Source organism: Pseudomonas petrae, from assembly GCF_021728295.1.
Taxonomy (GTDB): domain Bacteria; phylum Pseudomonadota; class Gammaproteobacteria; order Pseudomonadales; family Pseudomonadaceae; genus Aquipseudomonas; species Aquipseudomonas petrae.
The window spans coordinates 96,896-111,565 of record NZ_JAKJXE010000002.1; the positions used below are offsets into that span (position 1 = coordinate 96,896).

The 14,670-nt window shown below is 61.5% G+C and carries 11 protein-coding genes; 3 read left to right on the plus strand and 8 right to left on the minus strand.

What is annotated here, in order from left to right; translation table 11 throughout:
- Position 1: 1 nt before the first annotated feature.
- From L4G42_RS04020 to nosR, 7 genes are all read right to left on the minus strand, one after another.
- Complete coding sequence (locus L4G42_RS04020; RefSeq protein WP_237252604.1) at positions 2-346, minus strand: EamA family transporter; 345 nt, start codon at positions 344-346, stop codon at positions 2-4.
- A complete protein-coding gene (arnT, locus tag L4G42_RS04025; RefSeq protein WP_237252605.1) occupies positions 343-1,995 on the minus strand; it encodes a lipid IV(A) 4-amino-4-deoxy-L-arabinosyltransferase in 1,653 nt (550 codons plus the stop codon). Before arnT ends, L4G42_RS04020 begins: the two co-directional genes overlap by 4 nt.
- Positions 1,992-2,873 (minus strand): 4-deoxy-4-formamido-L-arabinose-phosphoundecaprenol deformylase, encoded by an 882-nt coding sequence (gene arnD, locus L4G42_RS04030; RefSeq protein WP_237252607.1) that lies wholly within the window; start codon positions 2,871-2,873, stop codon positions 1,992-1,994. Before arnD ends, arnT begins: the two co-directional genes overlap by 4 nt.
- Positions 2,873-4,885: a bifunctional UDP-4-amino-4-deoxy-L-arabinose formyltransferase/UDP-glucuronic acid oxidase ArnA gene (gene arnA, locus L4G42_RS04035; RefSeq protein WP_237252608.1), complete on the minus strand. Its 2,013-nt coding sequence runs from the start codon at positions 4,883-4,885 to the stop codon at positions 2,873-2,875. Before arnA ends, arnD begins: the two co-directional genes overlap by 1 nt.
- Positions 4,882-5,907: an undecaprenyl-phosphate 4-deoxy-4-formamido-L-arabinose transferase gene (arnC, locus tag L4G42_RS04040; RefSeq protein WP_237252610.1), complete on the minus strand. Its 1,026-nt coding sequence runs from the start codon at positions 5,905-5,907 to the stop codon at positions 4,882-4,884. The genes arnA and arnC overlap by 4 nt, the downstream gene beginning before the upstream one ends.
- On the minus strand, positions 5,904-7,052 hold the full coding sequence (arnB, locus tag L4G42_RS04045; RefSeq protein WP_237252612.1) for a UDP-4-amino-4-deoxy-L-arabinose aminotransferase: 1,149 nt from the start codon (positions 7,050-7,052) through the stop codon (positions 5,904-5,906). The genes arnC and arnB overlap by 4 nt, the downstream gene beginning before the upstream one ends.
- Positions 7,053-7,760: 708 nt before the next feature.
- The gene (nosR, locus tag L4G42_RS04050; protein WP_237252614.1) at positions 7,761-9,125 is read right to left on the minus strand and encodes a response regulator c-di-GMP phosphodiesterase, NosR family; all 1,365 of its coding nucleotides are present in this window, start codon (positions 9,123-9,125) and stop codon (positions 7,761-7,763) included.
- A gap of 240 nt (positions 9,126-9,365) precedes the next feature.
- Between nosR and L4G42_RS04055 the strand changes: the two genes are divergently transcribed.
- From L4G42_RS04055 to L4G42_RS04065, 3 genes are read left to right on the plus strand one after another with little or no spacing between them, the layout of a single operon-like run.
- Positions 9,366-10,286 carry a cytochrome-c peroxidase gene (locus L4G42_RS04055; RefSeq protein ID WP_237252718.1) on the plus strand — a complete coding sequence of 307 codons (921 nt, stop codon included), beginning with the start codon at positions 9,366-9,368 and terminating at the stop codon, positions 10,284-10,286.
- Positions 10,265-12,097, plus strand: a complete 1,833-nt coding sequence (locus L4G42_RS04060) for a DAHL domain-containing protein (RefSeq protein WP_237252616.1) — start codon at positions 10,265-10,267, stop codon at positions 12,095-12,097. The genes L4G42_RS04055 and L4G42_RS04060 overlap by 22 nt, the downstream gene beginning before the upstream one ends.
- On the plus strand, positions 12,094-13,500 hold the full coding sequence (locus tag L4G42_RS04065; protein ID WP_237252618.1) for an ATP-binding protein: 1,407 nt from the start codon (positions 12,094-12,096) through the stop codon (positions 13,498-13,500). Before L4G42_RS04060 ends, L4G42_RS04065 begins: the two co-directional genes overlap by 4 nt.
- Positions 13,501-13,513: 13 nt before the next feature.
- Here the strand turns inward: L4G42_RS04065 and L4G42_RS04070 are convergent, their stop codons facing one another.
- The gene (locus L4G42_RS04070) at positions 13,514-14,329 is read right to left on the minus strand and encodes a DUF1206 domain-containing protein (protein ID WP_237252619.1); all 816 of its coding nucleotides are present in this window, start codon (positions 14,327-14,329) and stop codon (positions 13,514-13,516) included.
- Positions 14,330-14,670: the final 341 nt, after the last annotated feature.

The following is a 14,670-nucleotide window of genomic DNA, read 5'->3' on the forward strand; positions in this document are numbered from 1 at the left end:
CTCATGCCTGACGCCCCAGCAACACGACACCGGCCAGAATCAACGCGACGCCCAACCAATGGACGGCGTCGATGGATTCCTTGAAAGCAAAGCGGCTGGCCAGGGTGATCAGCACCACATTCAGGCCCAGCATCGGGTAGGCAATGCCGACCTCCAGGCGCTGCAACACCAGCAGCCAGCCGACGAGGCCCAATCCCAGACAGCCCACGGCCAGCCACAACCAGAACGAGCGCGCGGCGGCGAGCAAGCCGGGGAACGTTCCGCTCCAGCGTTCCACCGCGCACTTCTGCGCGACCTGGCCCAGGCACGTCAGCCCGCAGGTGCCCAACAGCAGCAGCCAGGTCATGGCCCTGTCTTCGCGTAAATGAGGATGATCAGATTGCCTTCGTCGAAGCGCTCGGCGTCCTTGGGCAGCAGTTCGAGTTCGCGCAGCTCCTCGTCGGTTCGGCCGCGCATGACCACGCCGACCTGACCCTCGCGCCGGGCCTGGGTCATCCACTCATCTATCCCTTTAAGGGTGACTTCGCGCCCTTTGACGTCGGGGTAGCCCAGGCCGTATTCCAGCTCGCCCCAGGTGTTGAACAACGACACGTCGGTTCTGTTCAGGCGCCAGGCCAGTGCCGAGGCCGCGCCCAGATCATTGCTCAGCAGGTGCATGCTGGCCGCCAGTTGCGTCTGATGCCGGAGCACGAATTGGTCAGGGGTTTTGTTGTACACCACGTCATCGGGCAGCGCGGCGGGCAGCAATGCCACCAACAGCCAGCAGCCCAGCGCCGGTGCTGCCCAATATTTCAGCGGGCGCAGGCCTTGCAGCGCGTTGCTCGCGCACCAGCCGATCAACACGACGATCGCCAGCAGCAGGTTCAGCGGTTCGTGGGCGTACACCGGCTGTTTGATTTGCAGCCAGAGCAGCGCGCCGAGGCCGAGCACGCCAGCCGCCGCGTTCAGCCACCCGTTGACGCGCAAGGCGGTGAGCCGACCTTGCCTGAGCCGTTCGATCAGCCCATCGGCCATCAACAGCGCCACCGGCAGCAGGCACGGCAGAATGTAGGTCGGCAGCTTGCCGTTGCTGACGCTGAGAAAAGCCAGCGGCACCAGCAGCCACAGCAGCAGAAAAGCGATATCGGGTCGACGCCTGCACTGCCAGGCCTGGCGAAACGTAACCGGCAACAACACGGCCCACGGCAGGCATGCCACCACCAGCAGCGGCAGGTAAAACCACCAGGGTTCGGCGTGCTGGGCATCGGCCCCGGCGAAGCGCCGGACGTGTTCGTGCCAGAAGAAGAACCGCCAGAAGTCCGGTTCCTGAGCATGCACCGCGAGCACCCACGGCAGGCTCACGATGATGGCAATCAACACCGCCAGCGGGCCGTAGCGAAGCAGTTCCCCGACGCGCCGCTGCCAGAGCATGTAGGGCAGGGTGATCATCACCGGCAGCGCCCAGGCCAGAAACCCCTTGGTCATGAACCCCATGCCGCAGGCCAGGCCGATCACCGTCCAGGCACCCAGTCGAGCACGCCCGCTGCTGTGAATGGCGCACCAGAACCCCACCAGCGTCAGATTGACCCACAACGTGAACGGCGGATCTAGGTTGGTGTAACCGGCTTGCCCGGCAATAAACGCGAAGCTCATGAACAGCAGCGCGCTGGCGAAGCTCTTGCGCGGGTCGTTCCACATGCGCGCGGCGAGCCCGTAAGCGAGCACCACGCTCAGGCCGCTGCTCAACGCTGACGCGATGCGCACGCCAAACAGGTTTTCACCAAAAATGGCCTGACCCACGGCAATCAGCCAATAGCCCGCAGCGGGTTTCTCGAAATAACGCACGCCCATGAAATGCGGCACCGCCCAGTGCCCGCTGTGCAGCATCTCCTGACTGATCTGGGCGTAGCGGGTTTCATCGGGAATCCACAAACCGTGGAATCCCAGCGGCAGCACATACGCCGCGACAAAGGCCAGCAGTAGCAGGGCGATGTTGCGGTGTTCGGCTTTGATCATCGCTGCACCCCCAGCCAGCCTTCGCGGCCGCGCAAAACGCCGCGAACCAACTGGCCTGAAGGCACGTGATCCAGTGAATTCGGCAGCAGCGCGCCAAGGGGTTGAAAGTGGATGCCACGGGTTTTCGCTTCACTTAACAGCGCGCGAAAAGCCGGTGCCATGACGATGCCCTCCACCTCGGCGTGAACCGTGTAGACGTTCAGCTTCGATGCCGCGAACCGCCCGAGGATGTCGTCGTTGAACGCCCGTGCGTCGAGCTGTGGCGAAACCAGTTCGTCGTAAGTCGGCAGGTCCACCGGAATCTGCGGTGTGCACAAGGTGCCGTCGGCCAGCACCGGCCGGAATATCGACGTCCCCCGGCAGTCGCTGTTGTAGCGAAAACCGAATGCCTCTTTCGCCTGCACCACGCGTTCATCGGCGCGCCAGCCGGCGGCGGCGGAGCAGGTCACCGGGTGGCCGAGAATGTCGCTGAGAACGGCAACGCCGCGCTGGATCTGATCGGTCAGCTCGGCATCGCTCCAACGGCCGGCATTGGCCTGCCAGCCGTGGTGATCCCAGGCGTGCAAGCCCACTTCATGACCGGCGTCCCGGGCGCGGCGCATCAGCGGCCCAAGGTCGCGGCCAATCGGTTTGCCGGGCCACGCGGTGCCCGCCAGCAGGATGTCCCAGCCGTACAGGCTGGCCGCTCGCGAACGCAGCATTTTCCAGAGGAACTGCGGCCGCGCCAGGCGCCACAGATGGCGGCCCATGTTGTCCGGGCCGACGCTGAAGAAAAACGTCGCTTTGACCTGCGCTTCGTCGAGCAGGTCCAACAGTCGCGGCACGCCGTCGCGGGTGCCGCGCCAGGTGTCGACGTCGATGCGCAGGCCGGCCATCATCAGCCGCGTGCGCCGGGGGTGAGGGTCATTTCCGCCTTCTCCGCCATGGCTTCCCGGAGAAAGAAGTCCAGGGTCTTGCCGATGGTTTCGCTCAGCTCGATGGTCGGTGTCCAGCCGATCAGTCGCTTCGCGTTGTCGATGCTCGGCTTGCGGTGGCTGACGTCCTGATAGCCCTTGCCGTAGAACGACTGGCTTTCAACCTCACGGAACCCGGCGAATGGCGGGAAGTTGTGGCGCAGCGGATGGGCTTCGAACTGGCGCAGCAACTCGGTACCCAGTTGGCGAATGCTGGCTTCGTTGTCGGGGTTGCCGATGTTGATGATCTGGCCGTTGCAGTGACCGCCCTTGTTTTCGATGATCCGCGCCAAGGCTTCGATGCCGTCCACGACATCGGTGAAGCAGCGCTTCTGCGCGCCGCCGTCGACCAGCCGAATGGGCGTGCCCTCGACCAAGTGCAGAATCAGCTGAGTAATGGCCCGTGAGCTGCCGATGCGCGCGGAATCCAGCCGGTCCAGCCGTGGCCCCATCCAGTTGAACGGGCGGAACAGGGTGAATTGCAAACCCTTCTGCCCATAGGCCCAGATCACCCGGTCCAGCAACTGCTTGGACACCGAGTAAATCCAGCGCTGTTTGTTGATCGGGCCGACCACCAGGTTCGAGGTGTCCTCGTCGAAGCTGGCGTCCTGGCACATGCCATACACCTCCGAGGTCGACGGGAAGATCACGCGCTTGTTGTACTTGACGCAGTAGCGGACGATTTTCAGGTTCTCCTCGAAGTCCAGCTCGAACACCCGCAGCGGGTTGCGCGTGTATTCAATGGGCGTCGCGATGGCCACCAGCGGCAAGACCACATCGCACTTCTTGATGTGGTACTCGATCCACTCGGTGTGGATGCTGATGTCGCCTTCGATGAAGTGAAAGTTCGGCCTGGCGCGCAGGCGTTCGATGGCGTCCGAACCGATGTCCATGCCATAGATTTCGTAGCGGTCGTCCTGCAGCAAACGCTCCGACAGGTGATTGCCGATGAAACCGTTGACGCCGAGGATCAGCACGCGCGTGCGCCGGACCGAGCGGCGCGGGTCCATGCCCTGTAAGCGTGACCCTTCTACCAGACCGAACTCTCGAGCCAGTTGGGCGCCGCTCAGGTACAGACCGTCGTCGCCACGCTGGCCGGCGCTGATCACCAGCGAGCCTTCGCCGCAGGCTATGCGCAAGGGCTCGCAACCGAGCACGGTGCCGTGCGCCTCGCCGCTGTTACCGACCTCCGCTCGCGCGGCCCAGACAATCAGTTTGTGCTCACCCACCGGGCAGAAGGCGCCGGGGTAGGGCTGGGTAACGGCGCGGACCAGATTGCCCAGCCGCGTCGCCGGGAGTGACCAGTCGAGCAAGCCGTCGGCAGCGGTGCGACGGCCGTAATAGGTGGCGGCAGATTCATCCTGGGGTGTCCCCGACAACTGACCCCGGGCAAGCAATGGCAGGGTTTCCGAGAGCAGATCCGCAGCGGTTTCACGCAACTTGCCGTGCAGGGTCAGCGCCGTTTCAGTCGGGCTGATCGAGATCCGCTGCTGCGCCACGATGGGCCCTGCATCGGCGCGCTTGACCATCTGGTGCAAGGTCACGCCGGTTTCGCTTTCACCGTTTACCAGCACCCAATTGGCCGGCGCCCGGCCGCGATACCTCGGCAGCAGCGAGCCATGCAGGTTAAACGCGCCGTCTTTGGCGCAGGCCAGCAACGGTTCGCCGAGCAGTTGGCGGTAGTAGAAGGAGAAGATGAAATCGGGCGCGAGTCGGGCGATGCGCTCAAGCCACAGCGGGTGGTTGGGGTCTTCCGGCGCGTGGACGACGATCTCGTGCTGCGCGCACAACTGGGCCACCGAGCCGAAGAAGGTTTTTTCTTTGGGATCATCGGCGTGGGTAAACACTGCAGCGATCTCATATCCCGCGTCGAGCAGGGCCTGCAGGCCAACGCAGCCAATATCGTGGTAAGCAAAAACGACAGCTTTTTTGTTCATGGTGCGACCTTGTGGGCGTAAGCAGGGGCAGAAGAGGGGGCAGAAGAATGGGCAGCATCGAGCGCTGTTACGGGGGATCCGCGCACGACTTTTTCAATGAAAAAACGCGGCCGCGCGCGCACGTCGCTGTACATGCGCCCGAGGTATTCGCCGAGCAGGCCCATGCCGATGAACTGTCCGCCGGTGAACACGAACAGCACCGCAAACAGGACGAAGGTGCCGTGCCCGGCCCACGGCGCGCCGAAGATCAGCCGCAGCACCACCAGCGCCAGTGCGAACAGCACGCCCAGCAGCGCCATGCCGAAACCGACGATGCTCAGCAGACGCAGGGGCGTAGTGGTCATGCAGGTGATCAGGTCGAACATCAGGTTGATCAGGCGCATGGGGCTGTACTTGGAGTCGCCGTGCTCGCGCTCGGCATGCTCGACCAGGATTTCCGTGGTGTGCCGGGCAAAGCTGTTGGCCAGAATCGGAATGAAGGTGCTGCGCTCCCGACAGGCGAGCATGGCGTCGACGATGGTGCGCCGGTACGCGCGGAGCATGCAGCCGTAGTCGTTCATCGCCACGCCGGTGGAGCGCTGCACGGCCAGATTGATCAGCTTCGACGGCCAGCGCCGCCAGGCGGAATCCTGCCGATGGTTGCGCACGGTGCCGACCACGTCGTAGCCCTGTTCGGCGAGGCGCACCAGACGCGGGATTTCTTCGGGCGGGTTCTGCAGGTCGGCGTCCAGGGTGATCACCACATCGCCCTTGCACTGTTCGAAGCCGGCCATGATCGCCGCGTGCTGACCGTAATTGCGGTTGAGAATGACCGCCACCACGTTGCTGCCTTCGCGCTCGGCGGCCTGTTGAAGCAGCTCGGCCGAGGCATCGCGGCTGCCATCGTCGACCAGCACGATTTCGAAGGCGTGGCCGAGCAGGGCGCAGGCGGCCTCGGTGCGGCGCAGCAGTTCGGGCAGGCTTTGTGCCTCGTTGTAGACCGGGATGACGATGGACACACAGCGGACGGGATAGGCTTTCAATGGTGCGCTTCCACAATGGATTCAATGGCGCGGACCACCCGCTCGACATCGTCGCGGGTCATGTCCGGGAACAGCGGGATCGAACACAGCCGCGACGAATTCCACTCAGTGTTCGGCAGGTGTACGTCCGGGAAGCGCTGGCGGTAATAGCGGTGCAGGTGCGTGGCGATGAAGTGAATGCCGGTGCCGATGCGGTGCTCTTGCAGCGCCTTCATGAACCCGTCGCGGTCCAGACCGCAGCGCTCGGGGTCGATGCGCAGAATGAACAGGTGCCAGGCGTGCTGTTGCGGGTACACGGGCTGAGAAAGCGGTGTGACCGGGCTGGTTGCCAGTCGGTCCAGATAGTGGCTGGCCAGCCGGCGGCGTTGCTCGTTGATGTGATCGAGCCGGTGCAGTTGCACGAGGGCAATGCTGGCGTTGATGTCCGCCAGGTTGTATTTGAAGCCGGGCTCGATGACTTCGGCCTGGGGTTTGCGGCCCAGGGTCAGGCGGTCATAGGCATCGACGCCGAGGCCGTGAAATTTCAGCTGGCGCACCCGGTCAGCCAGTTTCGCGTCATCGGTGACGAACATCGCGCCTTCTGCGCAGGTCATGTTCTTGATCGCATGGAAGGAAAAGATCGCCGTGCCACGGCTGCCCACCGGACGGCCCTTGTAGCCGGTGCCTGCTGCGTGGGCGGCGTCCTCAATGACGGCGATGCCGTGGCGCTCGGCCAGGGCGTAAATCGGGTCGAGATCGCAGGCGGCGCCGGCGTAATGCACCGGGACAATGGCTTTGGTGCGCGGGGTGATGGCCTGCTCGATCAAATCGGCATCGGTCATCAAAGTGTCCCGGTCAACGTCGACAAACACCGGGGTGGCGCCCAGCAGACAGATCATGTTGGCCGTCGAGACCCAGGTTTGCGAGGGCGTGATCACTTCATCGCCGGGGCCGACGCCCAGCGCGAGCAAGGCGATGTGCATGGCGCCTGTCGCCGATGAAACCGCCACCGCGTGCCGGGCACCGACCCGTTCGGCGAACTGCGCTTCGAGCTGCTGACATTCGGGGCCCGTGGTGATCCAGCCGGAGCGCAGCACGCGGGTAACAGCCGCCACTTCTTCATCGCCCAGGCTAGGCCGCGAGAAAGGAAGAAACGCCTCATTCATAATAGGATGCCCCACTGAAAGTCCGATATTTGAACGCACGAAACCACAGGCGCATTAACGCGGCGGTCGTAAATTGTATAAAGCCCGTGCACGACATCAGCATGGCGAAGTTACCGTTGCGGGTGGTGTGTCAGGTATACGTTTGCTTAATCAGGTTGCCGGGTTCAATTGATTGTATTTAAGTAAAGTCTGGTTCGGAGGTTAATCGCTGAAATATGAAAATAATGTCTGCGCCACGTCAGTTTTCCATGTAGCAGAGAGGGCGCGATGACCAATTGATACGGGCCTATCAGATGAATGTGACCGTTGTTAGGGCCGCCATTTATTTCAACGGCGGCGCAATAAAAAACAGGCCATTATTTGTCAGTCAGACAGCCTGGGTTCAGCCTGTCCGTGATCATCGAGTAATACTCGGCGAGCGGTCGAGCTGCCCGAACAGTATTCAGCTTCTATTTAAATGTTTTCCAGGTGCACACACTTTCCGCTGTGCGCCCAGTCACCATCGCGTTTAAAAATGTTTAAACCTCACCGCGCCTCGCCTAAAAGCGATTACGAACGCCGGCGGCCGAGGAGAGCGGATCCACGCCCCGTTTTTCTTCCATGGCTGTGGCCTTAACGTAGCGCCCGGATACTTAATCAGAGCTGAACATGAAGCCGCCCAACCGGATTCTCGCTGTCCGGATGGGCTCGCTCGGCCTTGGCGGGTCCCTAGTGGGACTTTGCGGTGTCCAGTGCTGTCGCTTCATCAGGCAAGCGCACGAAGATGTGGTATTTGCCCTTGTTCTCCATGGCCTCGAACGCAACCAGCTTGTCGATCAGGGCCGCGTTGATCACCTTGCCCGCATTGAGCAGCAACATGCCGTTTTCGGCATTCAGGTTGCGTACCAGTGTCATGCCTGGCACCAGATCGCGAGTGGTGACTGCCTTGACCCGCGGGTCGTTGAGCACTGCGTCGTTGAGGTAGGCCGCGCAGGCTGCGGCGAAACCGTCGGTCAGGCTCGGGTCGTAAAGCTTTCCGGAATATTTGCGAATGAACAGCAGCGCTTCATCGCTGCTCATGTGCCGCTCCAGGATCAGCCCGCCCTGCAGCTCGATGAAGTCCACGGCCAGCTTCAGCAGGCGAGCACCGAAGGGGATCGCCTCGCCCTTGAGGTGCGCGGGAAATCCGCTGCCATCCCAACGTTCCTGATGATGGAGGATGAGCTTGGTCGCGTCCTGCATCGGTTCCAGGGTCATCAGCAGCGACTCGCTCTGGCGCGGATAGCTGCGATAAGTCTCCTTGTCGGCGTGGGTCACCATGTCCGCCGGGGTGTTGATCAGCACGTCACTCCAGCCCAGCTTGCCAATGTTGTACAGCGCCGCGGCCATGGACAGGTCGCGACGGGTGGCTTCATCGAGCCCGAACTGGTCGCCGCAGACATTGATCAGGTCGATGACCCTCCTGTTGGTCTGCTTGTCCGGCGGCAGGCGCTGGTTCACCAGCAATGAAAACACCTCGGTGCCGGTGGCATAGCTGTGCTTGAGCTCCTCGTAGGCGAGGTCAAGCATGTCAGCGGTCTGCTGCAGTTCAGCGGTGCGCGCCAGCACGCGCTTTTCGAGGGTGGCATTGAGGCTTTTCAGCTCATCGTTCTGGCGCTGCGTCAGCTGTTCGAGGCGTTGTCTCTCACGTTCGGAAAACTGAAACGCGAGGGACTGGCGCAAGGTCAGCACCAGTTCTTCGTCCGTCCAGGGTTTGGCGATGTAACGATGGATCTGGCCTTCGTTGATCGCCTTCACGATCGTCTCCAGATCGGCAAAACCGGTCAGCAGGATCCGCGTGGTATCCGGATACAGGCTGTAGACCCGGGCCAGCAGCGTTGCGCCGTCCATGTTGGGCATGCGCGCATCACTCATGATCAGGTCGATGTTTCGTTCGGCCATGATTGCCAGGGCCTGCTCGCCACTGGTCGCCAGCAGCACATCGTAGGGTTGCCCGCGAAGCAAGCGTCGCAGGCTGTTCAATATCGGTTCTTCATCGTCCACCAACAGCACGGTGGGGCGTTGTTGCAACGAGCCGCTTGCTGACTCTTCCATGACTGACCTCACCTCGCTACCGAAACCATGATTTCCCTGGACCGCAGAATGCCGCAAGGTTAGACGAAATGTGCCAACCCCTGGCATTTTTGGGGAATATAAATCCGCGCCTAAACTTCAGCTCTGTCACGCCGACAACGAGGCATAAGTAAAAGGCAATCGCCATGGATGTGCATCGTGAAGAGGCGTGGATAAAGGATGGTCTTTCAAGGATCCGCTACGTTGCTCGTAATCTGTCTGATGCTCGCAGCGGGCGGCGCGCGTTCGCAACCGCTTGATGAGCCGCTGACGCCATTGCCCCTGCCGCCGGTTCAGGATCCGGCGAAAGTCGAACTTGGCCGCAAGCTTTTCAACGACGTACGCCTGTCGGTCAATGCCAGTGTGTCGTGCGCCAGCTGTCACCGGCTGGCGACGGGCGGCGCCGATGACCGGCCGTTTTCCATGACTGCCAGTGGCCAGCTGGAGCCGGTGAATACGCCCTCGGTTTTCAATGCAAGTCTAAATGCCAAGCAATTCTGGGATGGCCGCGCCGACACGCTTGAGCAGCAGATCGAAGCCGTGGTGCAGAGCCCGCGGGAAATGGGCAACGACTGGCGTGCCGTGATCGTGACGCTGGGCAACGACTCTGTTTACCAGGCTGATTTCAAGGCGGCCTACGCCGACGGGGTCAGTGCGGCAAATGCACAGAACGCGCTGGCCAGCTACGAACGCACGCTGCTGACCCCCGATTCGCGCTTCGATCAATACCTGCGGGGCGACACCAGTATTCTCACCACTGATGAAAAATATGGCTACCAGCGCTTCAAGGAGTACGGCTGCGTTGCCTGCCATCAGGGTGTCAACATCGGCGGCAACATGTTTCAGAAGTTCGGCGTAATGGGCGACTATTTCGCAGCGCGAGGCTATGTGACCGAGGCCGACCTCGGGCGTTATCGAGTGACCGGTGACGAGGATGATCGCTACGTGTTCAAGGTGCCAAGTCTGCGTAACGTCGCCGTCACCGCGCCGTATTTTCATGACGCATCGGCCGCGACGCTGGCCGACGCCGTGGACGTGATGTTCAAGTACCAGTTGGGACGCCTGCCGAGCGAGGAGGACAAGCGCCTGATCGTGCTGTTTCTCAAGACACTGACGGGCCAATGGCAGGGCAAGCCGCTGTGAGGCGCTCTTCAATCGTGGTGAGCCAGCTCGTCCTGGCCGGGCTTGCCCTGGCCCTGCTGCTGGGTCTGACCTATCTGTATGCGCGATCGCAGACGGAAAAATCCGAGTCCTACACCCAGTCCAAAGACCTGGTGAGGCAGATCAAACAGCTCAACGCGCAGTGGGAGTTGGAGATTCTCAAGAGCCGGATTGCGCTGACCCACGACTATGACCGGCTGGTCTCTCCGTTGACCGAGATCCAGCGCCTATGGCGCCAGCTCTCCGCAGTCCTGGGCAAACCGCAGGGCCTGAACGCGCAACGCTGGCAGGTCGATCGCGACGGCCTGGTTGAGTCGATTAACGAAAAGGCACGGCTCGTCGAACAGTTCAAATCCCGCAACGCCGTGTTGCGCAATTCCCTGACGTTCCTGGCGACCGCCGAAGATGACATCCACAAGCAGTTCGCCCAGCTGAATCCCGATGAACAGCTAAGGTTGCAAAACATCGCCACCGACACCTATGACGTGTTGCTCAGCTGCCTGGAGTTTTCCCAGACCACCTCCGACAGCAAGGCTGCCGAGTTGCTGCTGGGGCTCAATCAGTTGGGGATCAACCAGACGGTATTGCCGGCGAGCTTTGGACCTGCGCTGGAAAATCTGAGCAGACACGTGTCCCTGATCCTGCGCGAGCAACCTAAGGTCAATGATTTGCTGGCGCGCATCACCGCGCTGCCGGTGGCTGAGCAACTGGATCAGATCAACGCTCTCCTCGATCAGGACCAGCAGCGCGCTGAAACCGTTGACCAGCACTACCACACCTACCTGCAGGTATTTTCGATCATTGCCTTGGGCTTGCTGGTGTTCCTGGGCAAGCGGCTGTTGCACAGCTATCAGGTGATCAATCGCGTCAACGAAGACCTGCAAGCGTCTAACGAAGGATTGGAACACCGTGTCGAGGCACGCACCCGGGAACTCAAGGACACGCAGGCAGAATTGCTTGATGCCGCGCGCCAGTCCGGCATGGCGGAAATCGCCACCAACGTGCTGCACAACGTCGGCAACATCCTCAACAGCGTCAACGTTTCTGCGGAAATGGTGACGCGCCAGGTGCGCAACAGCAAAAGTGCCGGGCTGGAAAAGGCCATGCACCTGATGAACGCGCATACCGAGGATCTGGGGCACTTTTTGAGCAATGATGCCAAAGGCCAGATGCTGCCCGGCTACCTGAATCAGTTGGTCGAAGCGCTGGCCACTGAAAGGCAGGTCATTGTCGAGGAACTGCGCCATCTCAGCGCCAGCGTCGATCACATCAAAGAGATCGTCGCCACTCAGCAGTCCTACGCGGGCGTGGCCAACCTGGTCGAGCCGGTGCAGGTTGTGGACCTGATGGAGGATGCCTTGCGCATTAATTCAGGGGCGCTGAACCGACAGCAGGTCGATATCCGTCGCGAGTTCGGGAACGTCCCGGAAATCATCGCCGACAAGCACCGTCTCTTGCTGATCATGGTCAACCTGATCAGCAATGCGCGCTTTGCCATGACCGGCACCAGCGACAAGGTACGAGCCCTGACGCTGGGCATCAGGATCGTCGACCAGGCGCTGTTGCAGATCACCGTGAAGGACGATGGTGAAGGAATTACGCGCGAGAACATGGCGCGTTTGTTTACTCACGGCTTCACCACGCGCAAGGAAGGCCATGGTTTCGGGCTTCACAGTTGCGCGCTGGCGGCTGTGGAAATGAAAGGCCGGCTGACCGCACACAGTGACGGCACCGGGCAGGGTGCGACCTTTACGCTGGAAATTCCGCTGATAACCGAGGCAGGTGACGCATGAATGTGAGCAATCGGCGAATTCTGCTGATCGACGACACCCCGTCCATACACGAAGACTTTCGCAAAATCCTCATTCCGGCGGAGGCGACGAACCCCGATCTGGAGCTGTTCGAAGCCGCGTTGTTCGGCACGCAAGCCGCGCCCGAGTGCTTGCCTTTTGAGCTGTGCTCCGCGTACAGCGGCCAGCAGGGGCTGGAGCACCTCCAGCAAGGGCTGGTTGAAGCACGGCCCTTCGCCATGGCGTTCGTCGATATGCGTATGCCCCAAGGCTGGGACGGTGTTGAAACCATCGAGTATCTGTGGCAGGCGGACCCGCGGCTGCAAGTGGTCATTTGTACCGCCTTCACCGACCATTCATGGGGCGACCTGCTGGCGCGGCTGGACGGTCGCGACCGCTTGCTGATCCTGAAAAAGCCGTTCGACAACATTGAGGTGATGCAACTGGCCAGCGCCCTGACCAGCAAGTGGGAAATGACCGACCGCGCCCAACTGAAGATGCACGAGCTGGAAACTCGCGTCGAGCGCCGTACCGAGGAGTTCAAACAGGCCAGCCAGGCGCTGCAGCTTGAGATCGATGAACGCAAGCTGCTCGAAGGGCAACTGGTGCAATCGGAAAAGCTCGTATCGCTGGGCCAGATGGCCGCTGGCATCGCCCACGAGATCAACAACCCCATCGGCTTCATTTCTTCGAACCTGGGCACGCTGGCGCAGTATTTCCGCACGTTTCAGGAAGTGCTGGAGGCCTACAAAGCGGCCGAGAGCCAGATCGTTTCGCCGCAGATCATCGAGGAACTTCGCGCTCTGAAGGAGCGCCTCGACCTGCCGTTCATCGAGGAAGAAATACCCTTGATGATCCAGGAGTCACGCGACGGGGTGGGCCGCGCCGCGCAGATCGTCAAGGATCTGAAGGAGTTTTCGCGGGTCGATGTCAGTCCTCAATGGCAATGGGCAAGTTTGCAACGTGGCATCGATTCGACATTGAACATCGTCGCCAATGAAGTGAAGTACAAGGCCGACGTCATCAAGGAGTTCCAGCCGTTGCCCGAGATCGAATGCCTGCCGGCGCAACTCAATCAGGTCATCATGAATCTGATGGTCAACGCTGCGCAGGCGATAGGTCCGCAGCGGGGCACGATCACCCTGCGCAATGGAGTGGCAGGGGAGCATGTGTGGCTTGAGATCAGTGACACCGGCGCGGGCATCACCCCGGAGGTGATGCAGAAGATCTTCGACCCGTTTTTCACCACCAAGCCGGTTGGCAAAGGCACCGGACTTGGCCTGTCGCTGTCCTACGGCATCGTCCAGAAACACCGCGGCACGATCAGCGTGAAGAGCACGGTCGGCGTGGGTACCACCTTTCGCGTTCAACTGCCGATTCGTCAGCAACCTACGGAACAGGAATAGGTGAATCTGGGGCTCAGCGCTGTCCCACACCGGGCACGTCCATGTTGATCCGACGCCAGGCGGCTTCGGCAAAGCTGTACACCGAAAACGCGATCAGACCCAACGCCATGACCATCAACACCACGCCGCCGGCCGGCAGATTTTGCAGCGCATTGAGCGCGTCTTTAAGGCCCGGCGGGTGCATCGCCTGATAGCTCGAACCGCTGATGGCCAGCAGCACACCCATTTCGATGAACGCCACGCCACGGGCGATCAGGCCGAAGCGTGACACCGGGGTCACGTACCTCATCACGTCTTCGTCGGCCTCAAAATACTTTTCGAACGAGGCTTTCCAGCCTTTGAACAGGTGCGCGATGCCGACGCCCAGCGGCACCAGCGCGACGAGGTAGACCACCAGATTCGAGTATTTCCACGAGAGCAGGTAAGCGAGCAGATCTTCGGTCTGACCGCCGCCGGAGCCGCCTGAGCTGCGCAGGCCGTCGATCAGCAGGCCCAGGGCAAAGAACGCCAGCGCACCGTTGACCAGCCCGCCCGCCAGCAACCCGCCGCGGATGACCAGGCCCTTGAGTTCAGTGCCGTGATGGTCGACGTCGCGCGTCGCTTGCAACACGCGCCAGGCAGCGAACGCGAGCAGGCCCGCAACCACCAGCCCGACCAGAATGTTGCCGAAGGGCTGGCTGAACAGGGCTTCGAGGCTGCTGTGACTGTCTTTGGGGCGTGATGAATCGCGGGCGGCGAGCAGGGCGAAAATGCCGATGATCAGGTACAGAACGCCACGAGCGGCGTAACCCGATCGGGCGAGCAGGACAAGGGTGTGATGCGGGGACATCGAGTGTTCTCCGGTTAAGCAATAGATCAGCAGACCCGAGACAACGCGAGGGGTTCGATCGGTTTGCTTTTAGTGGGACCGGCATCACCGGGAATCTTAATGGCTGCACGCGATGCTTTTTAGTGGGACCGGCTTTAGCCGGGAAGAGGCCGGTATGTTCACGCTGATCGTTCCCACGCTCCGCGTGGTAATGCATCCTCCGACGCTCCGCGTCAAAGCGATGGACGCGGAGCGTGCCGGGTGGCATCCCCACGCGGAGCGTGGGGACGATCATTCAATGGCTGCACGCGATGCTTTTTAGTGGGACCGGCTTTAGCCGGGAAGAGGCCGGTGTGCACGTC